Origin of the sequence: Sinomicrobium sp. (genome assembly GCA_029266035.1) — a bacterium.
Taxonomy (GTDB): domain Bacteria; phylum Bacteroidota; class Bacteroidia; order Flavobacteriales; family Flavobacteriaceae; genus Sinomicrobium.
Genome location: JAJUFH010000007.1, coordinates 1 through 25651, shown reverse-complemented (window position 1 = coordinate 25651; position 25651 = coordinate 1). Strand labels below are relative to the sequence as shown.

Here is a 25651-nt window from a genome sequence, read left to right as displayed (position 1 = left end):
CTCTTTGGCAGACCGTTTCTAAAAATTACGTTAAGATGTCTTCTGCATACCACCACCCACTCAACAGCATATAATTTTTGCCCTTTTGGTCGTATTAACTATTTTAGCCGAGTCTAACAACAAGTTCCATGCGATTATTCCATTTTGCACTCGCTCTTCTGGCGATTTCAACTAGTTTTTCTCAAGAGAAAACCTATCCAAACAACTATTTTCAATCACCTCTCGACATCCCCCTACTCACTTCGGGAACTTTTGGCGAACTCAGAGGTGACCACTTTCACGCCGGAGCTGATCTCAAAACGCAACAACGTGAAGGACTAAAAGCTCATGCCGCTGCAGACGGGTATATTTCGCGCATAAGAATATCTCCTTGGGGATACGGAAAAGTGCTTTACATCACCCATCCCAACGGCTATACATCGGTATATGCTCATTTAAAACAATTCAATCCCCTTATAGATTCTTATGTCAAAAAGCAGCAGTACAAACAGGAAAGTTACAGTATAGACCTCACCCCAGACCCTTCGGAATTTCAGGTAAAAAAAGGAGATTTCATCGCCTATACCGGCAATACCGGAAGCAGTGGAGGTCCACATCTGCACTTTGAAATAAGAGACAGCAAAACCGAAAAACCCATCAATCCGTTTTTATTCGGACTGAAGGTAAAAGATACTCAAGCCCCTGTTATCCAAGAGCTATACGCCTATTCCCTTAGCGACAGCAGCCGAGTAAACCAGTCGCAACATCCAATACGCATTCGCTTTTCGAAGCAGTCAGATGGTACATTACTCGCCGACAAGGTCACCGCCTTCGGAGCCATAGGTTTCGGTATACGCACCTTCGACCGTCAAGACAATTCATACAACAAAAACGGAGCCTACAAGGTTCAGCTTTCGGTAAATGGAGAGCCAAGGCTCTCCTACGGCTTCAACACCTTTTCTTTTGCCAAGACGCGCTATATCAAGACAATGATCGACTACAGTCACTATATCCAAAAACGGCAAATCATACAAAAGTGCTTTATCGACAACGGAAACAAACTCGGCATTTACAGCATACAACAGCAAAATGGCATTGTACAAATCGAAGAGGGTGCCGACTACAATGTCACCATAAAAGTGAGTGATTTTGAAGGAAACAGCAGCACGCTTCAAATTCCCCTATCCGGTAAAAAAGAAGACATCCGACAGTCTGTAACAAAAAAGTTCACTCCCTATCAACTTAAAAAAAACAGAGACAATATATACACTGTGGGAAAAGCCACCGTCTTTTTCCCTGCTAACACCAGTTACAGCAATCTCTATCTCGACTTGAAAGATCTGGGAGACAACAGCTACCGCATACATCATCCCGAAATTCCACTACACGACAACTACACCCTCACTATAGATGTATCTGAATACCCGGAAGACGAGCGCAAACAACTCTTTATAGCCCACACCAACAGCAGGGGGAAACCAGTGTATCAAAAGACCTACAAAAGAGGAAATTCCTTTTCTACCCACACCCGAAGTCTCGGCATATATAGCATAGTGAGAGACAGCACACCGCCAGAGGTAAATCCGGTAAACTTTAAAGACAAACAGTGGGTATCCAACTATCGAACCCTAAAAATAAAAATCTCCGACCCTTTGAGTGGTATAGATTCGTATCGAGCCACCATCAATGGAAAGTGGATTTTAATGGAGTACGAACCAAAACAAAATATGCTCAGCTATCATTTTGACGATGTCATTTTTGACCAAAGCGAACACAACCTCCAACTCGAGGTAACCGACAAAGTGGGGAATAGCACTATATTTAACGCTACCTTATACCGGGCAAAAAAGTAAAAGCTTTACCTTTGCCGCATCTCTGCAAAAAAGCACAGCTATACTCTGTAGGGATACGCAGTTATTTAAGTGACAAAAACACTTCTAAAAGGTGAAAAGAATATTATTTATACTGGCATTCCTGACTTTTTCAACCGGTTTTGCCCAGAAAACTATTTACGAAAGCAAACACTTCGACGAACTGAGCACAGATCATAAAATTCTGGCCATTGTCCCCTTCTTGACCACCCTACACCTACAGCATTCCAACAACCTAAGCGATCAGCAAATGAATCAACTGAAAGCGACAGAAGGTTATGCTGTACAGGAAGCTCTGGAGAGCTATTTTTCACAAAAAGGAAACAAAAAAAACTTTCGAATAGAATTTCAAGACATCAAAAACACCAATGCTATATTGAGTAAAAACGGAATTAACCTGAGCAATATCGACATCTACACCACCGAAGAGCTCTGTAAAATTCTCGATGTAGACGCTCTAATAAGCGGTAATATGACACTGCGAAAACTCATATCAAAAGGAGTAGAAAGTCCCAGTTTTTTTGATGTGCTAAGCGGAGAAAGCGACTACGGCCGTATCGCGGTAAAACTAAGCGACGGCAAGACCGGAAAACTACTGTGGAAATTTGAAAAAACCATGAACAGAAAATCCGGAAAAAACACCCGAGACATCATAGAATCCATCATGAAAAAGGCCTCTAGGAAGTTTCCTTATGAGAAGTAGGTGGTGAGGTATTGGATTAATGAGTTATTGAGTTAATGGGTTATTGAGTTAACGAGGTCCTGACTAAGTAACCTAATAACCAAACAACCTAACAACCACCCACAAACTCCCCCAGTGTATCCACAACATAATCCAATTCTTCCCTTGTATTAAAAGACGAAAGAGAGAATCGCAACGACGGTAGTTTCTGTGCTTCTTCACTCAACACCGCACTGAGCACATGCGACCCCATGAGACTTCCACTTTGGCAGGCACTTCCCTGCGAACAGGCGATACCTTTTAGATCGAGGTGAAAGAGTAACATCTGCGCTTTATCTGAACTAAAAGGAAGGCGAACGTTGATCAGCGTATAGGTACTCTTTTCAGCGCAGCCGCCATTGCCATTAATCTCCAATCCGCGGATACGAGCTTTGAGCTGTGTGATAAAATATTCCTTTAGCCCACTTATATACGTTCGTTCCTGTTCCAAATTTTCATAGGCCATTTCAAAGGCCTTCTCCATTCCCACTATATTGTGAACGGCCTCGGTTCCTGCGCGATAGCCACGCTCCTGTTCCCCTCCAAAAATCAGAGGTTGCATTCCCGTCTTTTTTCTAATAAAGGCAAATCCCACTCCTTTCGGACCGTGAAATTTATGAGCAGAAGCCGCTAGAAAATCTACCGGACTGCGCTGTAAATCCCACTCCCAATGCCCTACAGACTGTACGGCATCTGAGTGTAACAAGGCCTCGTTTTCCTTACAAACACGAGCAACTTTGTCTATATCTATCCTGTTTCCTATCTCGTTATTCACATGCATAAGACTCACCAGTTTTGGAGTATCATCTTCTTGGAGAAGCTGTTCCAAGTTGGTGAGATCGGGACTTCCCTCAGCGTCGAGAGCGACAAACTTCAACACGGTTCCGTATTCCTTGTGCAATTGTTCGGCTGTATTCAAAACCGCGTGATGTTCGGTAGGAGAAGTAATAATAGTCTGTATTTTTAGATCGCGAACGGCACTGCGAAGTATCATATTATCCGCCTCAGTCCCCCCTGAAGTAAAAACAATTTCGGAAGGAGAAGCATTGAGATAGCTCGCGATAGTCTTTCTGGCCTTCTCTATCAAGGTGCGAGACGAGCGCCCAAAGCTATGTGTAGAAGATGGATTGCCATACTGCTCTTTCATCACAGCGTATAAGGCATCGACAACCTCTTCTCTCATGGGAGTAGTCGCCGCATTGTCGAGATATATCTTATGCATCAGTTCTTTAAAATTACAGATAATATTATAGGTTATACACACATTTCCATTACTTTTGTTTCGGAAATGCGTGTACAAATTTAAGTGATTTGAACGGATACGCCCACCATAGAGACGCAAAGAAGTACAAGCTTTGAGCTTTTTGGTGAGCAGTTGAAGATTTAGAAGGATTGTTTACAGTCAAAACACCACACACGTTTTATCCTAAACAATGCACAAAGATTATCAATTGCCATGAATGCTATGACCTTAAAAAACACAATTGCAATATTTGTCCTATCACTTTCTCTGTTTTCGTGCAACGACGGAGATTTAGAGATAGAACGCGTAGACCTCTCAGAATCTGATATAGCTTCTTGCGACAACTTTAGAGAAACTGGACTTATATTTAAGGCGGACGAAAATGAGGCTCTTATACTGCAATTACCCACTAATTTTTTGAGAAACAGAGCCACTACAGACAGCATTGAAAGTCTTATACCTTCCAATTCAAAATTGTACTACCGCTTTTTCGACGGTGACGTAGACAACAACTACTTTTGTAGTGTCATTACCCCTGCCACGCCCTCGGTAGAAAATGAAATTACTGCAAGTGGCGGAATAGTACGTGCTGCAACTACCGCCAAAGCCGACGGCAGCGGCTTTAACCACGGTATCAGAATCCACGGTGCCGTGCTCCAAAACGAAGCCGGAGAGAGCATAATAGAAGATGAATTCTATCTAGGTACCTTCTCTACATCTCCAGAAAATGCCAATCTCGACATCGTCTATTCCAACGACAATGTAGTATCTTATTGCAACGACACCCTGCTTTACAAAACAGGTATCACAAACGAAGGAAAAGGTATTGCCATAGTTCTCGATCTTGAAAAAGACATGCTGCTCGATCAGGTCACCGAAGAAGATTCACTTCGAACAAGTGATATCGGTACTGACTCGAGAGTCTTTTTCCATATTTTCAGTGGACCCGTTCCGGAGGGATATTTCTGTGCTTCTGAAAAGCCTGAAACCCCGGAAGAACAAGCCGTATACGAAGCATCACAGGGAGAGATTAGCATTGCCACCAGTGAAAATGGTGAGAACAACGGCTATGTACACCAAATAAATCTGGCCAAAATGTTATTGCTCGACAATCAGGACAGAAGACTTATTCCTGCTAATACTTCTCTGGGTGTTTTGACCACAGGAGGTAGTACCGATGATGAAGATTCACAGCCCTAGACTGTAGGGCTTATTGTATTTTAAACGCTACTTAACTCCAGCGAACAATAGCGCTCCCCCAGGTAAATCCACTGCCAAAAGCTGCTAGCACCAATAAATCTCCTTCTTTGAGCTTTCCAGCTTCCCTAGCTTCGGCCAGCGCTATTGGGATGGATGCTGCCGTGGTATTGCCATAGCGCTGTATATTGTTGAATACCTGCTCATCCGAAAGTCCAAATTTTTGTTGGATAAACTGCGATATCCTAAGATTTGCCTGATGGGGTATAAGAAGGTCTATATCTGATGCTGTGAGCTTGTTTTTCTCCAAACCTTCAACAATCACCTCTCTAAACCGCGACACGGCGTGCTTAAATACAAACTGCCCGTTCATATACGGATAATAAGACAGATCGTCCGGATCGTTCTCCTCCAATATCTGCGTAACCCATCGCTTCCCCATACCCGGTGCAATCAACGCCAATTCTTTGGCGTGCTCGCCTTGAGAGTGGAGATGTGTAGACAACACCCCTTTAGACCGGTCTTCCTCTCTACTCAGAATTACCGCTCCGGCACCGTCGCCAAAGATCACCGAAACCCCGCGACCTCGAGTGGTCATGTCCAATCCCAAAGAATGTAATTCCGAACCAACTACCAAAACATGCCGATACATCCCTGTCTTGATAAACTGATCGGCCACCGAAAGTGCGTAGATAAAGCCCGAACACTGATTTCTGACGTCCAGGGCTCCTACTGTTTTCAATCCCAGATCTTGTTGAAGTTGAACACCAGGTCCGGGAAAATAATAGTCCGGACTGAGCGTAGCAAACACGACAAAATCGATATCGTCTCGATCTATACCTGCACTCTCTATCGCTTTCTCGGCCGCTTTCACCCCCATACTGGCTGTGGTATTCCCATCGCCCTTTGCCACATGTCTCCGCTCCCTAATTCCGGTGCGCTCCTGTATCCACTCATCGCTGGTATCCATAATATCGGCAAGGTCATTATTGGTCACCACATGTTCCGGTACGTAATAACCCGTTCCGGAAATTCTGGAATTGTACATCATATTACTGTTTTTTTTAACTTGAGAATACTAAAACTATAAAATAAATCTGAGTCTGTATACATCGGAGGCCAAAAACAGATAAAATAATGTGAAATAAGAGCATTTTAAAGGAAACCTCCTATGGATTATACCACGAAATAAACCCTCCATAAATCTCTAAACAACAAACAATACAAGACAACATAAGATTTCAATGATATTTTAATAAATTTAGTTCCTATAACAGAAATAAAAAACAATAGAATTATGGAGCTCAAGCCAACCAAAAGATCAGACTCCATCAAAGAATTAGAGGCATTTATATGCTCCACTTCGGATATGAGTATTAAATTCAACCTGAAGCTTTAATTAATAATTATGTAGAAAAATAGAGCATTACGCCAATCCGCAAGAACATTTCCTTTATTATTCCTTATTTTGCAGATAAAACATACTTACTTTCTTATGAAGTTACAATTCAAAGAACAAGATTTTCAAATTCAAGCGGTTGAGGCTGTTGTAAAATGTTTTGAAGGCCAAGCCTTGAAAACCAATCGCTTTACTTTAGAGAAAAGTGCAGAGATTCTGCGAAAAGCGAAAGAACGGGCGAGCGGAATTGCTACATTGGAATACGGTGTGGAAGAGTTGATTGGCTATAGAAACAGCGCTATCCAAATTACTCCAGAACAAGTTTTTGAAAATATTGTAAATGTTCAACGCGAACACTACCTCATCGAAAATCAGAAATTAGATATCGTAAAGGGTGCTCATATTGGTTATAATTTCACCATAGAAATGGAAACAGGTACAGGAAAAACCTATACCTATATCCGTACCATGTACGAATTGAATAAAAAATACGGTTGGAGCAAATTCATCGTCATCGTTCCCAGCATAGCTATTAGGGAAGGAGTTTTCAAAACCTTTGAACTCACGCAAGATCATTTTCAGGAGATTTACGGACATAAAATCAGTCCGTTTATCTACAATTCTGCGCGTCCGCAGGATATTGAAACCTTTGCTTCGGAGGGACGCATTAGTGTAATGGTGATTAATACGCAAGCTTTTGCAGCGCGTGGTGCAGATGCAAGACGTATCCATCAGGAATTGGATCATTTTGGATCGCGTAGACCAATTGATATTATTGCACAAACTAAACCGATTATCATCATTGATGAACCACAATCGGTCGGAAAAGAAGGCTCGAAGACACTGAAAAGTATGGAAGATTTTAAACCGCTTTTTACTTTGCGTTATTCAGCTACACACTTGGAAGAATACAATAAGATTTTTCGTTTGGATGCACTGGATGCTTACAATAAAAAGTTGGTTAAGAAAATCCAAGTTAAAGGAATCAACCTGAAAGGTACTTCGGGAACAACCGGATATCTATACCTTGAATACATCAGTCTGAGCGCCAACAAACCGCCAATAGCCTATCTAGAATATGAAAAACGTTCAGGCAATGGTGTAAAACGGGTACGTGAAAAATTAGAACAAGGCGCAGATTTATATGAACTTTCTGGAGGTTTACCAGCATATAAAAATTGTACTATCACCGAAGTAAATGGTTATTTAAACAAAATTGTGGTCAATGGGCAGGATATTTATCCTGGCGATATGCTAAATGATAAAGATGAACTGGCTTTCCGCAGAATTCAGATTCGGGAAACCATTCTTTCGCATTTGCAGAAGGAGAAAGTCTTGTTTGATAAAGGTATCAAAGTTTTGTCGCTTTTCTTTATTGATTCGGTAGAAAAATACCGGAAGTACGATGAGATGGGTGAAGAAACTCTGGGTGAATATGCGCAGATTTTTGAAGAAGAATACAAAAATGCCATCAACGAATTCATCGATTTGTTTCATCAGGAATATACCGATTACGTGGTGGAGACCGATGTGCATAAAACCTCCAAAGTATATGCGCCGGGTAGTTATCTGGGCTATTTGCAACGCGATGACGCCGACCGAGTACACAATGGCTATTTTTCTATTGACAAAAAAGGAAAACCTGTCGATCCTACTATTAAACGTGGTCGTGAAGATTCAGATGATGTTTCGGCTTATGATTTGATTATGAAAGATAAAGAACGTTTGTTGAGTTTCGAGGAACCTACACGTTTCATCTTTTCCCATTCGGCTTTGAAAGAAGGTTGGGACAACCCGAATGTATTCCAAATCTGTGCGTTGAAAAATGTGGACAGCGGCAGTCAGACCCGTCGCCGGCAGGAAGTAGGACGTGGTATGCGTTTGGCCGTCGATAAAAATGGTGTCCGTCAGGATTTTGAATTAGTAGGCGAACAGGTGCACGACCTCAATGTGCTAACCGTAATTGCATCTGAAAGCTATGAAGATTTTGCGAAGGGTTTACAAACCGAAATTGCGAAATCACTGAAAGAACGGCCGGTAAAAGCGGACACCAAATTCTTCCTCGGAAAAGTATTGACCAACGAAAAAGGTGAAACCATTCGCTTAACCGATGAAGACGCCAAAAAGCTAAATAAGTTTTTGTACAAACACGATATTTTGGATGATGATGATAAAATCACACCCGAAGGAAAAGAACTGATCGAAAAAAATCAAGTTCCTGTTCCCGAAAATTTAGTAGCATACGCTTCGGCGGTTAGTCAATTATTGCAAACAGTCTATAACGGCGAAGGCATCAAACCAGAGAATGACCGAAACACCGTTCCGTTGACGGTCAATAAGAATTTCGCCAAAAAAGAATTTCAGGAACTCTGGAAAAAAATCAGTCTGAAAACAGTTTACGAAGTTCAGTTCGATACCGAAAAGTTGATCAACCAAAGTACCATCAGACTAAATGCCGATTTACATATTTCGGACAGAAAATACGAAATCAAAACCGGTGAAATGGGCGAGATTGAAAAAAATATGTTGAAAGAAGGAGAAGCCATTTATCTCACCAAAACCGATTCCAAGAAATTATCTTCTGACTTATACACCGAAGTGACTTACGATATTGTTGGCGAAATTGTAGCGTTAACTAATTTAAAACGCAGTACTATCGTTGCAGTTTTAAAGAAAATCGAACCTAAAACTTTTGCCTTACTGCGTAAAAATCCTGAAGAGTTTATTGCTAAATCTGCAAAGCTGATTAACGAAACCAAAGCTTCATTGATTATTAACAATATAGCTTATCACAAAACCGAGGAATCTTTTGATGCCAAAACGGTATTTACCAACGGTAAAAACGTATTGCGTACTGAAGAAATATTACAAAAGCATATATACGATTTCCTTGAAACTGATTCTAAAATAGAACGTGAGTTTACCAAAAACTTGGAACAAGCCACAGAAGTGATTGTATATGCCAAATTGCCAAAAGGTTTCTACGTTGCAACACCGGTTGCCAATTATAGCCCGGATTGGGCCATTGTATTAGACAACGAAAAAGTAAAACACATCTATTTTGTGGCAGAAACCAAAGGTTCGGATGATACCAATGATTTACGAGCAGTGGAAGCCTTAAAAATTCATTGTGCAAAAGAACATTTCAAAAGTATAAGCAACGGCGAAGTGAAATTTGATGTGATTGCAACTTACGATAAATTACGAGACATTGCACAGTTGAAGTAATAAAAAGTTTATTTAATTTGAATTCGGAAAACGGATAAAAGTAATTGACTATCAATGAGTTTTTATTTGTTCCGAATTCGGAAATAAGAAGTATAGAAATGAAAAGTTGGATTCCAAAAGCATTACAATATTTAGAGAAATCTTTAGGGAAAGTAGCTGTAGAACTGAATGAATTAGATTGGAAAGAAGCTATTTCTCCCAATAATGCCAAATTATGCCAGCATATATCTGCTTTTGCAAATATGCCAGGAGGTGGCTTTATAGTCTTTGGGATAAAGAATAATACGAAAGAAGTAATTGGGCTAAGTTCAAATGAAGCAAATGCTATTGTAGATAAATTTGCTTCCTTATGTCGAGATGGCGTTGAACCATTGGTTAGTATTGACTACTCTATTGAAAAATTTCAAGAGAAAGAGGTATTGATTATTTACATTAAAGAAAGTGCGGTGAAGCCTGTGTTTTTACATGGAAAAACCGTAGAGGATAGTTTTATTAGAAGTGGTGGCTCAACAAGAAAAGCATCGCGGCAAGATGTAGGAGCGTTGATGTTAAATAGTAAATCCCCGACTTGGGAAGAGTTACACGCATCGAAATTGTTGACTGAAATTGAGGTGATTGATTTATTGGATTTTAGTAAAATTTTAGAATTACTCAATAAGCCCACACCTGCAAATTTGCCGGAAATCATAAAATGGTTAGAGGATGAAAAAATGTTGGTTAATGCAGATGGGAAAGGATATTATATTACCAATTTTGGAGCCATTACCGCAGCTAAAGATTTAAAACATTTTGATGGTTTGGTTCGAAAATCAATCAGACTGATTAAATATGAAGGGAAAAACAAAGCTGGAGCCAGCAAGGAATTTCCCGGAAACAAAGGGTATGCCATTGGATTTGAGGCTTTGATTACTTTTATCAAAGGACTTTTAGACGATAGCGAAGTTATTAAAAACGCACTAAGGGTAAATACTTCTGTTTATCCGGAAATTGCCATTCGCGAATTGGTGGCTAATACGCTTATTCATCAGGATTTTACCATTAGAGGCGCTGGTCCTATGGTAGAGATTTTTGATGATCGTATTGTGTTTACCAATCCAGGTAAACTATTGCCATCCAAAAAAATCGACCGTCTTATACGAACAACGCCCGAATCAAGAAATGAGATTTTAGCGGCTGCATTTAGACGTTATAATATTTGTGAAGAACGAGGCTCCGGCTTTGAAAAAGCAGTAATTGAAATAGAGCTGTTTGGATTACCTCCTTTAAAAATTGAAGAACTTGAAAACTCATTTCGGGTAACGATGTATGCACCTAAAGCTTATGCAGAAATGACCAGTGATGAGCGTATAGAAGCTGCCTATCAACATGCCGTAATTACCTATTTTGCAGATGGAGGATTTAATAACGCCTCTTTAAGAGAGCGATTTGGAATGCACGATAAACAAGCATCACAAATTTCATTATTAATAAAAGAAGCTATTGAGGCAGGAAAAATAAAACCGAAAGAAGAAGGGAATGTCTCTAAAAAATTCAGTAAATACGTTCCGTACTGGGCTTGATTTTTATTTAATTAGAATTCGTAAAATTATATTAATTAATTGATTTACAGTGTTTTGTTATTTAATTAGAATTCGGAAATCGCAGTGGAACAAAAAAAACGAAATGAAAACGAAAATCAGAAATAAAACTATATAAATAATTGATATTCAGAAAATTGATTTGCTTTCTGTGTTGAAAACAAAAAACGAAATTGATTTCAAAAAAAAATAACGGAGAAATAAAAATCGAAAATAAAAAATGTAATGAATTGATTTTTAGTGATTTAATTTATTTTTAGTGATAGATAAATTAAAATAAAAAATCCGATTAAAGACAACAAACAAATGAACAACGATAAATTACCCTTACAATCCACCGATATAACCGCTATGAACATCGAAAAAATAGCGGCGCTTTTCCCGAATTGCATTACCGAAACCGCTGAAGGAAAGAAAGTGGATTTCGATATGCTGAAACAAGAATTGGCTACCGAAATAGTAGAAGGCAACAAAGAACGCTACCGATTGGAATGGCCGGGCAAACGCGAAGCCATTGTGACCGCCAATATCCCCACCAACAAAACTTTGCGCCCGGTGCGTGAGGATAGCGTGGATTTTGACAATACCGAAAACATCTACATAGAAGGCGACAACTTAGAAGTGTTGAAACTCTTGCAGGAAAGTTACCTGAACAAGATAAAAATGATCTACATAGACCCGCCTTACAACACCGGGAAAGACTTTGTATATAAAGACAATTTTGCTAAAAGCGGAGAAGAAGAACTGCTGGAAAGCGGACAAAAAGACGAATACGGACAACGTCTGCAAGCCAACCCCGAAACCAGCGGACGCTACCACAGCGACTGGCTGAGTATGATGTACCCACGCTTAAAATTAGCCCGAAACCTGCTGACCGAAGATGGCGTAATTTTTATCTCGATTGACGACAACGAAGTACATAACCTGCGCAAGATTTGTGATGAAATTTTTGGGGAAGGGAATTTTGTGGGGCAATGGCAATGGTTTAAGTCAGCTACTCCACCTAACCTGTCATATAAAATAAAGAAAAATATTGAATTTGTTTTAGCATATGAAAAACAAAGGAGCACCAATAAGTATAAAGGAGTTAAAAAGGACAGTAAAAGCGACGACCCTTTTACTAAACCTCAAAACAGTCTAAAAAAACTAAGATTTCCAATTAATTCGATCAATTTTAAAATTGAGAACGGTGTATTTGAAGCTGGACTTTATGGTACAGAAAAGTTTCCAAATAAATTGCTAAATGACATAACTATTGAAAATTACAAAAATATTAATGAAGCAGTTTTTGAAAACAGATTTATTTGGGTACAAGACAAGTTAGAAGAGGAAATTAAAAATAACACAGTTATTAACTGTTCGAAAAGTGGTGTATTGTCATATAAAAAGCAAAAATATTCTGAAGAAGTTCCTCCAAATTTAATTGACATTTCGGTAGGTGTTGAAACTACCGAAGAAGCAGGAAAAGATTTGCAAAAAACATTTGGCAATAAAATTTTTGACTACCCAAAACCAACGTCATTATTAAAATATTTATTGAAGTTTAATGAATCTATTAATTCCAACGACATTATTCTTGATTTCTTTTCCGGTTCCGCCACCACTGCCCACGCCGTAATGCAACTCAATGCAGAAGATGGCGGCAAGCGCAAATACATGATGGTACAATTGCCCGAAACCACCGATGAAAAAAAGCGAAGCCTACAAAGCCGGTTACAAAAACATCTGTGAGATTGGTAAAGAACGCATACGCCGAGCTGCCAATAAAATAAAGGAAGAAAAAGCAGAGAAAGCCAAAAAAGAAGGATTGTTCACAGAATTTAAAGACGAGCAAGATTACGGTTTCCGTGTCTACCGTTTAGATTCATCGAATATGCAAGATGTGTATTACAAACCGCAAGATTACAATCAAGCACAATTAGACATATTTGCCGACAACGTCAAAGAAGACCGCAGCGCCGAAGATTTAGTCGCTCAAATTATGCTGGATTGGGGCTTGGAATTGTCTTTACCTATCGAGCGTAAAAACATTGCCGGCAAAGAAGTATTTGCCGTCGCCGGAGATTCTTTGTACTGCTGTTTCGATAAAGACATAGACGAAGCTTTTGCCAAAGAAATCGCCAAAGACCAACCTATGCGCATCGTTTTCCGCGACAAAGGTTTCAAAGACGATACCGCTAAAGAAAACGTAAAACAATTGTTGAAACAGTTGGCACCACAAAGTGAGATGAAGGTGATATAAGAGCGGTGGTTTCGGCTACGCTCAACCACCGCCCCTCGTTGCCTGAGCGAAGCCGAAAGCAACGAAGGCAACATAATAATAACAAGGAATGAAATTAATCGACAATATAAACACCCGCTTAATAGACGACCTTAAAGAGAGCATTGGCAAAAAAAGCAAAATGGCCATTGCGGCTTCGTCGTTTTCTATCTATGCTTTTGAGGCTTTGCGTAAGGAACTACAAAGTGTAGAAGAACTGCGTTTTGTGTTTACTTCGCCCAGCTTTTTGCAGGAAAATTTTAAGAAAGAAGTACCTAAGTTCTTTATTCCACATTTGTTTAAAGAAGCGGATTTATGTGGCGGCGAATTTGAACTGCGTTTGCGCAATCAGCTCACGCAACGTGCCATTGCCAAAGAATGCAGTCAATGGGTAAAAGACAAAGTAATTTTCAAATCGAATAAGCAAACCAATTATCCTTTGCAGGGAATGATTCACGCAGAAAATTCCGCCAGCGATTCCTTTGCTTGGACTAATGTCAATAGTTTCACTACAGCCGATTTGGGTGTTACGCCCAAAAAAGGGTTTCCAACCTTAATTCAAAAAACCGATTTCCCCAATGCCAAAGCTTATTTGGAGTATTTCAACCAGGTTTGGGAGGATGAAGAAAACTTAGAAATCGTCACCCAAAAAGTACAACAATATTTTGAAAAGGCTTTTCAGGACAATAGTCCGGAGTTTATCTATTTCATTACACTATATAATATTTTCAATGATTTCTTGGATGATTTGACTTTAGATAACCTGCCTGACGACCGTGTTGGATTTAAAGATACGGTTGTTTGGAACAAACTCTTTAATTTTCAGAAAGATGCGGTAATTGGCGCCATTAATAAATTGGAAAAATACAAAGGTTGTATCTTGGCAGACAGCGTTGGCTTGGGTAAAACCTTCTCGGCTTTGGGCATTATCAAGTATTATGAAATGCGCAACAAAGATGTATTGGTGCTATGTCCGAAGAAGTTGGAAGCCAACTGGAATACCTACCGGCATAACGACAAAACCAATATTTTAGCCAAAGACCGTTTCAATTACGATGTGCTTTTCCACACCGATTTATCGAGGGAAACAGGAATGAGCAACGGGCGGAATTTGGCGAATGTTAATTGGGGAAATTACGGTTTGGTCGTGATTGATGAGTCGCATAACTTCCGAAATGCCGGATTGACATATTCAGATAAAGAAAACCGCTATCAGGCTTTGTTGCGCAAAGTGATGCGTGAAGGTATTGAGACCAAAGTATTGATGCTTTCGGCAACGCCGGTAAACAATCGTTTCAACGATTTAAAAAATCAATTGGCATTGGCGTATGAGGGCGATCCGGAAAGAATTGACGAAAAATTGGAAACCCATAACGGCATTGATGTTATTTTCAAAAGAGCGCAATCGGCTTTTAATACCTGGTCGAAATTGGATATTGCCCATCGCACCACCGAAAAGTTATTGGATTTATTAGACTTTGATTTCTTTGAAATATTAGATTCGCTGACCATTGCACGTTCAAGAAAACACATTACCACTTATTACGATACCAGCGATATCGGTAAATTTCCTATGCGTAATAAGCCAGTGTCTTTAGCTTGTGCCTTGACAAAAAATAATATAGTTACCTACAATGAAATAGCGGAACTATTGGGGCTGTTGAATTTATCAGTTTATACCCCTTTAAAATATATTTTGCCCAGTCAAGTAGGAAAATATGCAGAGAAATACGATAAAAAGACTAAAACTGGGAAACTGACACAGTTTGATAGGGAAACGAGTTTGAAAAACCTGATGCGCATCAATTTATTAAAGCGTATCGAAAGCTCTATCGACTCTTTTAGGATTACCACCAATGGTATTTTAGCTCAAATAAAAAATACCATTAATACGATTTCTAGAGAAGGATTAGAATCTATTTCCAGCATTGAATTTGACACCCAAGATGAGAATTTTGATTGGGATGCCAATTGGGGTGATGAAGAAAACTTGATTGGAAAAAAGTAAAAGTACATTTAGCGGATTTGGATCGCCGACAATGGAAGGAAGATTTGGAAGAAGATTTAGCCATCATCAATCAATTGATGGAAAAAGTGAACCAAATCACACCTGCACTGGATTTGAAACTACAAACATTAATCCAATCCATTGAAAACAAGATTGAAAATCCACTGAATCCAAACAATAAAAAGGTTATTATTTTCACAGCTTTTGCCGATACCGCAGACTATCTGTATGAGAATGTGAGTAAATATTTTAAAGCTAAAAACAACATTCATTCTACTTTAATTACAGGATCGAGAAGAGTAGCGACAACGAAAACCATACCTACAGAATTGAATGCTTTGCTGACTTGCTTTTCGCCAAAATCAAAAGGGAAAGATTTATTGTTTCCTACCATCAACGAAGAAATTGATATTTTGATAGCTACCGATTGTATTTCGGAAGGGCAGAATTTACAGGATTGTGATTACCTAATTAATTATGATATTCACTGGAATCCGGTACGCATTATTCAACGTTTCGGCCGTATTGATCGTATTGGCTCTACGAATGAAACGATTACTTTGGTGAATTTTTGGCCAGACATTACCTTGGATAGCTACATCAATCTGAAACAAAGGGTTGAAGATCGTATGATGATTTCGGATATGGCAAGTACAGCCGATGATAACATCCTGAAAGAAAACCAAAAAGATTTAGAGTACCGAAAATTGCAATTGCAAAAACTGCAAGACGAAGTAAGCGATTTGGAAGATTTGCGAGAAGGGATTGATATCACCGATTTGGGATTGAATGATTTCAGGATTGATTTATCCAATTACATCAAAGAATACGGCGAAATGACGGATATTCCCGAAGGCATTCACGCGGTGGTTTCCGCTACTGAAATATTGAAACCGGGTGTTATTTATATCCTGAAAAATATCAACGAAAACATCAATATCAATAAACTCAATCGCTTGCATCCTTATTATTTGGTGTATATTGATCGAGATGGAAAATTGTTGTTCAACCATATTGATTCCAAAAAAATATTAGATGCTGTTAGAATGTTGTGTAAAGGTGTAAGAGAACCCATTATTGCTTTATGTGAACAAGTGAACAAAGAAACCGACGAATACCACAATATGACTTTTTACTCTGATTTACTGAAGAAGTCCATTGGAACCATATTAGATACCGAGGAAGAAAAAGAAGTGTTGAGTTTATTTAAATCTGGCGGAACCAATGTGATAAAAGATAAATTCAAGGGCATAGAAGATTTCAAATTGATTTCGTTTTTAATAGTTAAGTAAATGTTTCAGTTGCCTAAAAATACAGAAGTAAGGAAAGTTATCCCTAAAAATGCTTTTGATGCTTACACCAATACCAAGCAGAAAAAAGCATTTTCGGATAAGGTTGTGCGTATTAGCTGGCTGAACAAAATAGCTTTTGATACGGTAAACCTTAATGGTGTTGATGTTCAAGAAATTCAGGTTTTTAAAATAGAATTAAAAGAAAAAGTAATCATCAAGGATTTGCTTTTCATTGTCGAAAAATCCATTCCGTATCACATTATCTTTTGGATTGAGTTTCAGAATGAATTTTATATTTCTACTTCTGCCAAACACCTGCACCCTCAAAATGAAGATATAGCTGTTATTGACTATACATTTACCTCCGACTGGAAATCAATTGAAGACAACTCCTATCAAATCGAGCTAAAAAATAATTTAGATTGGGTTTTTAAAAGTTTTTGCGACCAATTAAAGTCTATCGATACGGCTACAAAATCCATCACTGAGCTGGTTGAGAAACAAAAAAACAACGATGCCATTTTAAAAGAAATAGAAAAGCTGAAAGCACAAATAGCCCGTTGTAAGCAGTTCAATAAAAAAGTGGAATTGAATATGAAGTTGAAGGAGCTTCTTCATAGATAAACTGAATATCACAATTATCCCGCCCAAAGCTTTCTTATGCCACTTTGGCAGCCCTCCCTTACTTGGTATTTTTTTTGGAAAAGGAAATCTAAAAAAATTACCATTAAAACTCATATACAATGACAACCGGAAATATCAATGTATCGGTGGAGAACATTTTCCCACTGATCAAAAAGTTTTTGTACAGCGATCACGAAATCTTTTTAAGAGAGCTGATCTCCAACGCTACAGATGCTACCTTAAAACTCAAGCACCTCACTAGCATAGGAGAGAGCAAGGTAGAATACGGTGATCCCATTATTGAAGTTAAAATAGACAAAGAAGGTAAAAAACTCCACATTATAGATCAAGGAATCGGAATGAGTGCCGAAGAGGTGCAAAAATATATCAATGAAGTGGCCTTTTCGGGAGCTGAAGAATTCCTTGAAAAATACAAAGACTCCAAAGATACCGGAATAATCGGTCATTTCGGTCTCGGATTTTACTCTGCCTTTATGGTAGCCAGCAAGGTCGATATCATCACCAAATCTCACACAGACGCTCCGGCGGTAAAGTGGAGTTGTGACGGGAGTCCGAAATTCACCCTCGAAGAGACAGACAAGGCAGAACGAGGAACGGAGATCGTGCTACATATTGCCGACGATTCTACCGAATTCTTGGAAGAAAGCCGCATCAGAGAACTGTTGGTAAAATACAACAAGTTTATGCCTGTGCCGATCAAATTCGGAACGCGCACAGAAACCCTACCCAAACCCGAAGATGCCAAAGAAGAAGATCCCGCTCCTACTCGTGAGGTCGACAATATCATCAACAACACCCAACCGGCATGGACCAAACAACCGGCTGATCTCAAAGAAGAAGATTACAAAAACTTCTACAGAGAGCTGTATCCCATGCAGTTTGAAGAACCCCTGTTTCACATTCACCTCAATGTAGACTATCCGTTCAACCTCACAGGTGTACTGTTTTTCCCAAAACTCAACAACGAGATCAATCTGCAAAAAGACAAAATACAACTGTACCAAAATCAGGTATTTGTAACTGATAATGTAGAGGGTATAGTCCCCGAATTCCTCACCATGCTTCGAGGAGTAATCGACTCGCCCGATATCCCGCTCAACGTATCGCGAAGCTATCTGCAGGCCGATGGTAATGTAAAGAAGATTTCAAATTATATCACTCGAAAAGTAGCCGATAAACTTTCGTCCCTCTTTAAGGAAAACAGAGAAGACTTTGAGAAGAAGTGGAACGATATCAAGATCGTTATAGAATACGGTATGCTCTCTGAGGAAAAATTCTTTGAGAAAGCCGATAAATTTGCCCTCTATCCTACGGTAGACGACAATTTTTATACCTTCGAAGAGCTACAGGAAAAGATAAAGGATCAGCAGACAGACAAAGACGGTAAACTGGTTGTTCTTTACACCAACAATAAAGAAGAACAACACAGCTATATAGAAGAGGCCAAAGCCAAAGGTTATGAAGTACTCCTTCTGGATTCACCTATAGTGGCCCACCTGATCCAAAAACTGGAAACTGGTAAAGAAAATATATCTTTTGCCAGGGTCGATTCTGAACCTATCGACAACCTTATCAAACAGGACGAGGAGAAAATATCCAAACTCTCAGATGAGGAAAAAGATTCTCTTAAAGAGATTGTTACCGCAACTGTGCCCAAAGAAAAATACACGGTGCAACTGAAGGCAATGGACAGCGATGCGGCTCCATTTGTAATTACAGAGCCTGAATTTATGAGGCGTATGAAAGAGATGAGCGCTACCGGAGGCGGTGGTATGTTTGGAATGAGCAATATGCCAGAAATGTACAATTTGGTGATCAACACCAACAACGAACTGGTATCTCAAATACTTCAAACCAAAACCAAAGCCAAGCAGGAAAGGCTGATAAAGCAATCCCTCGATCTCGCACGACTGTCTAAAGGACTGCTCAAGGGAGAAGAACTGACCAGCTTTGTAAAGCGCAGCTTCGACATGATAAAATAAGTCCGTAGTTTTTATATCGGCAAACGCCATTCTCTTTACAGGATGGCGTTTTTATTTTTAACATTATTCGTCCTAGCGCTATACCCTTTGAAATGAATCGGATTTTTTCGTACATTTAGACGAGCACCTTTTGCGAAAACACTCTCAATAGCCGGGTATATGAAAAACTTGTTTAAAAAACTACAACTGGAAGATCAGAAAGAAATCCTCATCCTCAATGAGCCTGAAGGATTTTCTGAGCAACTGGCCGAACTGACCGACATAGAAATCTACGAATCGCTAGTGAAGTTGAACAAAGTAGAATTCGCTCTGGTGTTCGTGACCAGCATACGCGAATTTGAACAGCAAATGCTCACATTAGGACCAAAACTCAAAGATGGTGTTGTACTTTGGATAGCACATCCGCGAACCATCTCCTCCCGTTTCAATACAGATATCACCGATGCTTACGACTGGCCTCCTCTTACCCGAAACGCCTACAAAGTAGCAAATACCCTCACCATAGACGAAGACTGGGAGGCAATACGTTTCACAAATTGACTAAGTCTTTTTGTCAAAATCTCACAAGAGTAAACCGACAAATTCCGATTAGCCGAAAATATCATTGAGCACGGCAGCCAAACGTATTCCGCCTTTGAGCAGTTGCTGTCTTACGGTATCAAAATTATCGTACATATACTTATAGCCGAGTTTTTCTCCTATTTCGGCAGAGGCGTAAATCTCTTCGGCTAGCTGACGAGATTCTTCTGCCCAATCCCTTGAATTACCCGAGCTTATCGCTTTAAAAGCATCTCGAGAAACATCCTGATAGCTGTCGGCTATCTCTGTGTAGCTCATCTTGTAAAAATCTATCATTTTTGAGTCCCATACACTGTGTAGGTTAGTCCCCTGGTTAAACCACCTGAGCTGTATGTCGTTCCCACCTTTGTCTTCAGCTCTTCCAGCGTGTAAAGGTTGGTGAATATCACCTACAAAATGCACCAACAACTTCAAGTAAAACACCTTGTCTTCTTTAGTCGCCTCGTCGTCTTTTAACACTTCTGCGCACTTTTCGATAGCCGTTATCAGGTCGCCATCTGAACTAGCTGTACTGTCGTCATACTTTTCACCAGGGGTAATATTCACATAGTGCCAGGGATTGATATAGCGATAACGCGGGTCCGATTTTATCTCGTCGGCATAGGCTGCTCCAAAAGCTAAATTCTGTCCGCTCAACAAACGGTCTATCTTTTTCCTAGCTTTCTTGCTCAGGTGTTTTTGAGCAATTTCGGCTATGGTACGATGCCCGGTAGGTCCCCAATCGGCAGTTCTTTCTGCAGACCACAGCAATGGTCCTACCATTATCAGCAATAAAAGGAGTGTTTTTTTCATACTGATAAATGTACTGTAAAATATTTATATGGCAAGGCTGAAATGAGGCGACAAAGCGAGGGATAAACAACAGGGTAGTAGCTGTTTTAAATATCCGAATTATATTTGTACAATCACAGAATAGCAACACCCTAATTATATGGCTTATCGCATAATCTTCACAGACATCGATGGCACTCTCCTCAATGCGGAAAGAGATCTGTCTGCAAATACTATCAGTGAAATTAACAGAATAAAAGACAATATGCCTGTAATACTGGTTTCGGCAAGGATGCCGAAACAGATGACACACTTACAGCAAAAACTCGGAATTACCGACGCTCCACTCATTTGCTATAACGGGGCGTTGGTACTGTTCGACCACAAGCCTATTCACTCTGTAGAAATCCCCCTAGAAACCGTACAACAGATCGTGACTTACAACGAAGACAATGCAGAGGGGAAATTGCACATCAGCCTCTTTCAATACGACTCCTGGTATGTAGAAGCCTACGATTACTGGGCACAAAGAGAAGAAAACAACACTAAGATCAGTCCGAAAATAAAATCTAATCGCACTGTAATAGACGAATGGAATCGCAGCGGAGTCGGAGCTCACAAAATAAGCTGTATGGGTGATCCGGAACTCATCGAAAAAGCCTACTTGCACTTTGAAAAAGAACTCGGAGAAAATCTTCACCTATACCGCTCTAAGGACACTTATATAGAGATTGCCAACAAAGAGGTTTCAAAACTCACAGGAATAAAAATACTTTTGCAGCAATACGACATTCCTCTTGAAGACGCTATCGCTTTCGGCGACAACTACAACGACACCGAAATGATAGCCGCTGTGGGTCACGGTGTAGCAGTAGCCAATGCTCGCGACGAAGTAAAGGCCGTTGCCAAAGCCATTGCACCTCACCACAAAGAAGATGGTGTCGCTCTTCATCTTCGCAATTTGCTGTAACTTTTGAACTCCTCCCCTTCTGCTTAAAACAATGCCAAACAGAGAAAGATAGTCTAGTCGTTACCATTAAGTTTATCAACAGCTTTACAGTTCTCCTCGATTTTTGTATTTTGCTGAACTAACTGTGAACTAATTATGGAAAACACTACTATTTTTACAGACGACACCATCGTCTTCGGACTGCTGATGTTGTCGTTGGGTTTTATTTTTTACACCTCCTCCAAAAAATCGGGTTTTTGGTATAAATTCTATAAAATCATCCCCACCCTACTCATGTGTTATATGATTCCGGCTGTACTCAATTCGGTAGGAATCATCAATCATCAAGAATCTCAACTGTACGAAATGGCAAGCCAGTACCTGCTCCCTGCAGCCTTGGTACTCATGACTTTGAGTATCGATCTCAAAGCGGTTTTCAATCTCGGTCCCAAAGCGCTTATCATGTTTTTTACCGGTACTGTAGGTATTATACTCGGCGGACCAATAGCCATTCTCATCGTCTCCATCTTTTCTCCTGAAACAGTAGGAGGTGCGGGATTTGACGCTATATGGCGCGGACTATCTACACTGGCTGGAAGCTGGATAGGAGGTGGTGCCAATCAGGCCGCTATGCTGGAAATATTTCAGTACAATCCCGAAAAATACGGAGGTATGGTACTGGTAGACGTTGTTATTGCAAACTTATGGTTGGCTATTCTACTGTTTGGAACCGGAAAAAACGAACAAATAGACCGTTGGTTTAAGGCGGATAATTCGGCTATCGAAGCACTAAAGCAAAAGGTTTCTGCCTTTGCCGAAAAGACGGCTCGAATCCCCACGGCATCCGATTATATCATCATTTTTGCCATCGCCTTCGGTACTGTGGGAATCTCACATTGGGGCGCTAATTTAATATCCGACTTTCTCAGCTCAAATTTCCATGCTATCAGCGATAAACAAAGTGCATTGTCCTCTTTCGGATCTCAGTTTTTCTGGATGATTACCATAGCTACAGTAGTAGGTGTTTTACTGTCGTTTACTTCAGCTCGAAATTACGAAGGAGCCGGAGCCGGAAAGTTTGGTAGTGTGTGTATCTATATCCTTATAGCTACCATCGGAATGAAAATAGACCTAGGTGCCGTATTCGAAAATCCGGGTCTCTTGGCTATCGGATTGATATGGATGGCTTTTCATGCCGCTCTACTCATCGTAGTGGCCAAATGGATTAAAGCACCTTTCTTTTTCCTCGCTGTAGGTAGCCAAGCCAATATGGGCGGAGCCGCATCGGCACCAGTAGTAGCCGCAGCCTTTCACCCCTCTCTCGCCACTACAGGTGTACTACTCGCTGTGTTTGGCTATGCCATAGGAACCTATGGAGCTATGTTGAGCGCATGGCTGATGGAATTTGCCTCCGGGCTATAGTATAAATGGATCAGATTAAAGATATTTGCACCGCTAATTTTATAACCGCTCAATGAATATGATATTTGCAAAACGATCACTCGTAGTTGCTACACTGCTTATGATGTCTTTTTCGTGTAGTAAAAAAGACGAAAATACCATGCACCTTACAGGACAAGTAAAAGGATTGAAAAAAGGGACTGTCTACCTGCAGAAAATTCAAGATTCTACTGTAGTCACCCTAGACTCTATGATTATTGACGGCAACAGTCACTTCGATTTTACTACCGAGATAGAAGAACCCGAAGTATTTTACCTCTCCGTAAATCGTTTCAACAGTATAAACAAAGACAACAGTCTTCATTTTTTTGGAGAAAAAGGAGAGATCAACATACAAACGAGTTGGGATTTTTTCTCAGCCGAAGCCAAAGTTACCGGCTCAGAAACTCATAAAAAACTGGAGGAATACGAAAGTATGATCCAGAAATTTAAGGAAAAGAACCTCGAACTAATAACAGAGCAAATCAAGGCTTCGGGCGACTCGCTAAAAACCGATTCCCTTGTCAGAATCTCTAATAGAAACATTACAAGGAGCTATCTATACACTCTAAACTACGCTCTGGCCAACAAAGATTCTTATATAGCACCTTATATCGCCTTGGCAGACGCGGCTAATGTTCGATTGAAATACTTAGATACCATCAACAAATCACTCAGCCCGAAAATAGCAAATTCTAAATACGGAAAAGCACTAGACGAATACGTAAAACTCCGCAAAGAATTGGAAGAAAAACAGGAAGATGAAAATTAGCCATTGTCAAAATGCGTAAAAACAAAAAGCCGTTTTACTCGATGAGATAAAACGGCTTTGTTTTTATACAGAAAGAATAATCTATCAGTTATTGAGCATCACTGGCATAACGAGCATAGTGATATACTCCCCTTCGTCCAATCCGTCTGCCGGAGTGAGAATACCGGCGCGATTGGGTAGTGACATCTCCAAAGACACCTCGTCGGAAGAAAGGTTGTTCAGCATTTCTATAAGGAAACGCGAATTAAACCCTATCTGCATATCATCTCCTTGATAATCACATCCGAGACGCTCTTCTGCCTTGTTGCTGTAATCTATATCTTCGGCAGAAATATTCAATTCTGCACCGGCTATTTTAAGTCTTATCTGATGGGTAGTTTTGTTAGAAAATATACTCACCCGCTTTGCAGAACCCAAAAATTGCGTTCTATCTATAACCAGTTTATTCGGATTCTCCTTAGGGATAACTGCCTCGTAGTTGGGATATTTCCCATCGATAAGACGACATACCAACTCTATATTATCGAAGGTAAATTTGGCATTGCTCTCGTTGTACTCAACCTTGACCTCCGTCTCGCTTCCGGCCAAAATCCCTTTTAGTAAATTAAGAGGCTTTTTGGGCATAATAAACTCGGCTACCTCGCTTGCTGAAAGATCTGTACGCTGATATTTCACCAACTTGTGTGCATCCGTAGCAACAAAGGTGAGGTTTTCGGGAGAAAATTGAAAAAACACTCCACTCATCACTGGGCGTAGGTCGTCATTTCCAGCAGCAAAAATAGTCTTTGAAATAGCCGTTGCCAAGACATCACCTACGATAGAAGTCGCACTTGGCTCAGACAGTTCCACCGTTTTTGGAAACTCCGCAGCATCAGCATAAGCCAAGGCATACTTTCCGTGATTAGAACTGATTTCAATCGTATTGTTGTCCTCCATCACAAAAGTGAGAGGTTGCTCAGGAAAGGTCTTCAAAATATCCAACAACAATCTAGCAGGAACAGCTATACTACCCTCTGAATCCGATTCAACCTCGAGCACTGAACTCATGGTAGTTTCCAGATCGGAAGCCGATACTGTGAGTTTCGAACCGTTTAATTCGAATAAAAAGTTATCTAATATCGGAAGTGTGTTACTACTGTTGATAACACCGCCCAATACCTGTAGCTGTTTTAATAAATACGAACTGGATACTATAAATTTCATCTGTATTTTTTTAGGGCTCCTTTCTCTCAAATACGCAAAAGGAGATTTCTTGTCTTTAGTTACAAATATATCCTAATTATAGCTTTTATAGAAAGATATTTATCAACATCTTATAAATACAAATGATTGCATAAGAAATCTTGCTTATAATCTGTAATAGAGAGCTCCCGCAATGAAGTAAAAACTAATAATCAAAATATAAAAACCACAACCCATTGATTATCAATACACAAAATAAAAGAATCAATTTAAAAAGATTGCAGATACTCAATCCCTTCAAAAAAAGCACAAACCATCAGCCTTTTACCATCTTATAAAAAGAGCTCTTTATCAACAATAAATTAACAAGCCCATACGTACGGGCGAATTGCAATTCGCCCCAACCGCCCCCAACCCGGCCCCCAACCTTAGCCATAAAAAAAACCCCTCACCACGATGTGATGAGGGGTTGATAAGAAGGCGGCGACATACTCTCCCACTAATGCAGTACCATCTGCGCGCATGGGCTTAACTTCTCTGTTCGGAATGGTAAGAG

The 25651-nt window shown here is 40.0% G+C and carries 19 protein-coding genes and 1 rRNA gene; 15 read left to right on the top strand and 5 right to left on the bottom strand.

Features of this window, described 5'->3' with window-relative positions; translation table 11 throughout:
* The first annotated feature begins 128 nt into the window (after positions 1–128).
* Both ACYZZR_RS05430 and ACYZZR_RS05425 read left to right on the top strand, forming a co-directional pair.
* Positions 129–1832: a M23 family metallopeptidase gene (locus tag ACYZZR_RS05430; RefSeq protein ID WP_461532986.1), complete on the top strand. Its 1704-nt coding sequence runs from the start codon at positions 129–131 to the stop codon at positions 1830–1832.
* A gap of 91 nt (positions 1833–1923) precedes the next feature.
* Complete coding sequence (locus ACYZZR_RS05425) at positions 1924–2553, top strand: hypothetical protein (RefSeq protein WP_461532985.1); 630 nt, start codon at positions 1924–1926, stop codon at positions 2551–2553.
* A gap of 88 nt (positions 2554–2641) precedes the next feature.
* On the opposite strand, the gene ACYZZR_RS05420 is transcribed toward ACYZZR_RS05425, so the two are convergent.
* Entirely contained in the window at positions 2642–3793 is a 1152-nt protein-coding gene (locus ACYZZR_RS05420) for a cysteine desulfurase family protein (protein ID WP_461532984.1), read from the bottom strand.
* A gap of 234 nt (positions 3794–4027) precedes the next feature.
* Between ACYZZR_RS05420 and ACYZZR_RS05415 the strand changes: the two genes are divergently transcribed.
* On the top strand, positions 4028–5014 hold the full coding sequence (locus ACYZZR_RS05415; protein WP_461532983.1) for a hypothetical protein: 987 nt from the start codon (positions 4028–4030) through the stop codon (positions 5012–5014).
* A gap of 31 nt (positions 5015–5045) precedes the next feature.
* Here the strand turns inward: ACYZZR_RS05415 and ACYZZR_RS05410 are convergent, their stop codons facing one another.
* Positions 5046–6059: a 3-oxoacyl-ACP synthase III family protein gene (locus ACYZZR_RS05410; protein ID WP_461533047.1), complete on the bottom strand. Its 1014-nt coding sequence runs from the start codon at positions 6057–6059 to the stop codon at positions 5046–5048.
* Positions 6060–6506: 447 nt separating this feature from the next.
* Here ACYZZR_RS05410 and ACYZZR_RS05405 point away from each other — a divergent pair, with 447 nt between their 5' ends.
* The 9 genes from ACYZZR_RS05405 to ACYZZR_RS05365 all read left to right on the top strand — a co-directional run bounded on the left by ACYZZR_RS05405 (position 6507) and on the right by ACYZZR_RS05365 (position 19942).
* Positions 6507–9638, top strand: coding sequence for a type III restriction-modification system endonuclease (locus ACYZZR_RS05405; RefSeq protein ID WP_461532982.1), 3132 nt, complete (start codon positions 6507–6509; stop codon positions 9636–9638).
* A 98-nt stretch (positions 9639–9736) separates the two neighbouring features.
* Entirely contained in the window at positions 9737–11197 is a 1461-nt protein-coding gene (locus ACYZZR_RS05400) for an ATP-binding protein (protein WP_461532981.1), read from the top strand.
* A gap of 324 nt (positions 11198–11521) precedes the next feature.
* Positions 11522–12946: a site-specific DNA-methyltransferase gene (locus ACYZZR_RS05395; protein WP_461532980.1), complete on the top strand. Its 1425-nt coding sequence runs from the start codon at positions 11522–11524 to the stop codon at positions 12944–12946.
* Positions 12900–13457: a hypothetical protein gene (locus ACYZZR_RS05390; protein ID WP_461532979.1), complete on the top strand. Its 558-nt coding sequence runs from the start codon at positions 12900–12902 to the stop codon at positions 13455–13457. Before ACYZZR_RS05395 ends, ACYZZR_RS05390 begins: the two co-directional genes overlap by 47 nt.
* 88 nt (positions 13458–13545) lie before the next feature.
* A complete protein-coding gene (locus ACYZZR_RS05385; protein WP_461532978.1) occupies positions 13546–15483 on the top strand; it encodes an SNF2-related protein in 1938 nt (645 codons plus the stop codon).
* 44 nt (positions 15484–15527) lie between these two features.
* Complete coding sequence (locus tag ACYZZR_RS05380) at positions 15528–16775, top strand: C-terminal helicase domain-containing protein (RefSeq protein ID WP_461532977.1); 1248 nt, start codon at positions 15528–15530, stop codon at positions 16773–16775.
* Positions 16776–17399, top strand: coding sequence for a DUF4391 domain-containing protein (locus tag ACYZZR_RS05375; RefSeq protein ID WP_461532976.1), 624 nt, complete (start codon positions 16776–16778; stop codon positions 17397–17399).
* A 119-nt stretch (positions 17400–17518) separates the two neighbouring features.
* Positions 17519–19402, top strand: coding sequence for a molecular chaperone HtpG (gene htpG, locus ACYZZR_RS05370; protein WP_461532975.1), 1884 nt, complete (start codon positions 17519–17521; stop codon positions 19400–19402).
* A gap of 159 nt (positions 19403–19561) precedes the next feature.
* Positions 19562–19942: a hypothetical protein gene (locus ACYZZR_RS05365; RefSeq protein ID WP_461532974.1), complete on the top strand. Its 381-nt coding sequence runs from the start codon at positions 19562–19564 to the stop codon at positions 19940–19942.
* A gap of 48 nt (positions 19943–19990) precedes the next feature.
* On the opposite strand, the gene ACYZZR_RS05360 is transcribed toward ACYZZR_RS05365, so the two are convergent.
* Complete coding sequence (locus tag ACYZZR_RS05360) at positions 19991–20773, bottom strand: S1/P1 nuclease (protein ID WP_461532973.1); 783 nt, start codon at positions 20771–20773, stop codon at positions 19991–19993.
* Positions 20774–20912: 139 nt separating this feature from the next.
* On the opposite strand from ACYZZR_RS05360, the gene ACYZZR_RS05355 reads away from it, so the two are divergent.
* The 3 genes from ACYZZR_RS05355 (at position 20913) to ACYZZR_RS05345 (ending at position 23913) form a co-directional block, all read left to right on the top strand.
* Entirely contained in the window at positions 20913–21722 is an 810-nt protein-coding gene (locus ACYZZR_RS05355) for an HAD family hydrolase (protein WP_461532972.1), read from the top strand.
* 135 nt (positions 21723–21857) lie between these two features.
* Positions 21858–23123: a DUF819 family protein gene (locus ACYZZR_RS05350; protein WP_461532971.1), complete on the top strand. Its 1266-nt coding sequence runs from the start codon at positions 21858–21860 to the stop codon at positions 23121–23123.
* A gap of 52 nt (positions 23124–23175) precedes the next feature.
* Positions 23176–23913, top strand: a complete 738-nt coding sequence (locus ACYZZR_RS05345) for a DUF4369 domain-containing protein (protein ID WP_461532970.1) — start codon at positions 23176–23178, stop codon at positions 23911–23913.
* 84 nt (positions 23914–23997) lie between these two features.
* Here ACYZZR_RS05345 and dnaN read toward each other — a convergent pair whose 3' ends face one another.
* Together dnaN and rrf are read right to left on the bottom strand one after the other, a co-directional pair.
* A complete protein-coding gene (gene dnaN, locus ACYZZR_RS05340) occupies positions 23998–25116 on the bottom strand; it encodes a DNA polymerase III subunit beta (protein WP_461532969.1) in 1119 nt (372 codons plus the stop codon).
* 454 nt (positions 25117–25570) lie between these two features.
* Positions 25571–25651 (bottom strand): 5S ribosomal RNA (gene rrf / locus ACYZZR_RS05335); the annotation flags it as partial.

Bases quoted from the DNA above. Each gene is read 5' to 3' on its own strand.
- ACYZZR_RS05430 (WP_461532986.1), top strand. From the start codon at position 129: ATGCGATTATTCCATTTTGCACTCGCTCTTCTGGCGATTTCAACTAGT.
- ACYZZR_RS05420 (WP_461532984.1), bottom strand. From the start codon at position 3,793: ATGCATAAGATATATCTCGACAATGCGGCGACTACTCCCATGAGAGAA.
- ACYZZR_RS05415 (WP_461532983.1), top strand. From the start codon at position 4,028: ATGAATGCTATGACCTTAAAAAACACAATTGCAATATTTGTCCTATCA.
- ACYZZR_RS05410 (WP_461533047.1), bottom strand. From the start codon at position 6,059: ATGTACAATTCCAGAATTTCCGGAACGGGTTATTACGTACCGGAACAT.
- ACYZZR_RS05405 (WP_461532982.1), top strand. From the start codon at position 6,507: ATGAAGTTACAATTCAAAGAACAAGATTTTCAAATTCAAGCGGTTGAG.
- ACYZZR_RS05400 (WP_461532981.1), top strand. From the start codon at position 9,737: ATGAAAAGTTGGATTCCAAAAGCATTACAATATTTAGAGAAATCTTTA.
- ACYZZR_RS05395 (WP_461532980.1), top strand. From the start codon at position 11,522: ATGAACAACGATAAATTACCCTTACAATCCACCGATATAACCGCTATG.
- ACYZZR_RS05390 (WP_461532979.1), top strand. From the start codon at position 12,900: ATGAAAAAAAGCGAAGCCTACAAAGCCGGTTACAAAAACATCTGTGAG.
- ACYZZR_RS05385 (WP_461532978.1), top strand. From the start codon at position 13,546: ATGAAATTAATCGACAATATAAACACCCGCTTAATAGACGACCTTAAA.
- ACYZZR_RS05375 (WP_461532976.1), top strand. From the start codon at position 16,776: ATGTTTCAGTTGCCTAAAAATACAGAAGTAAGGAAAGTTATCCCTAAA.
- htpG (WP_461532975.1), top strand. From the start codon at position 17,519: ATGACAACCGGAAATATCAATGTATCGGTGGAGAACATTTTCCCACTG.
- ACYZZR_RS05365 (WP_461532974.1), top strand. From the start codon at position 19,562: ATGAAAAACTTGTTTAAAAAACTACAACTGGAAGATCAGAAAGAAATC.
- ACYZZR_RS05360 (WP_461532973.1), bottom strand. From the start codon at position 20,773: ATGAAAAAAACACTCCTTTTATTGCTGATAATGGTAGGACCATTGCTG.
- ACYZZR_RS05355 (WP_461532972.1), top strand. From the start codon at position 20,913: ATGGCTTATCGCATAATCTTCACAGACATCGATGGCACTCTCCTCAAT.
- ACYZZR_RS05350 (WP_461532971.1), top strand. From the start codon at position 21,858: ATGGAAAACACTACTATTTTTACAGACGACACCATCGTCTTCGGACTG.
- ACYZZR_RS05345 (WP_461532970.1), top strand. From the start codon at position 23,176: ATGAATATGATATTTGCAAAACGATCACTCGTAGTTGCTACACTGCTT.
- dnaN (WP_461532969.1), bottom strand. From the start codon at position 25,116: ATGAAATTTATAGTATCCAGTTCGTATTTATTAAAACAGCTACAGGTA.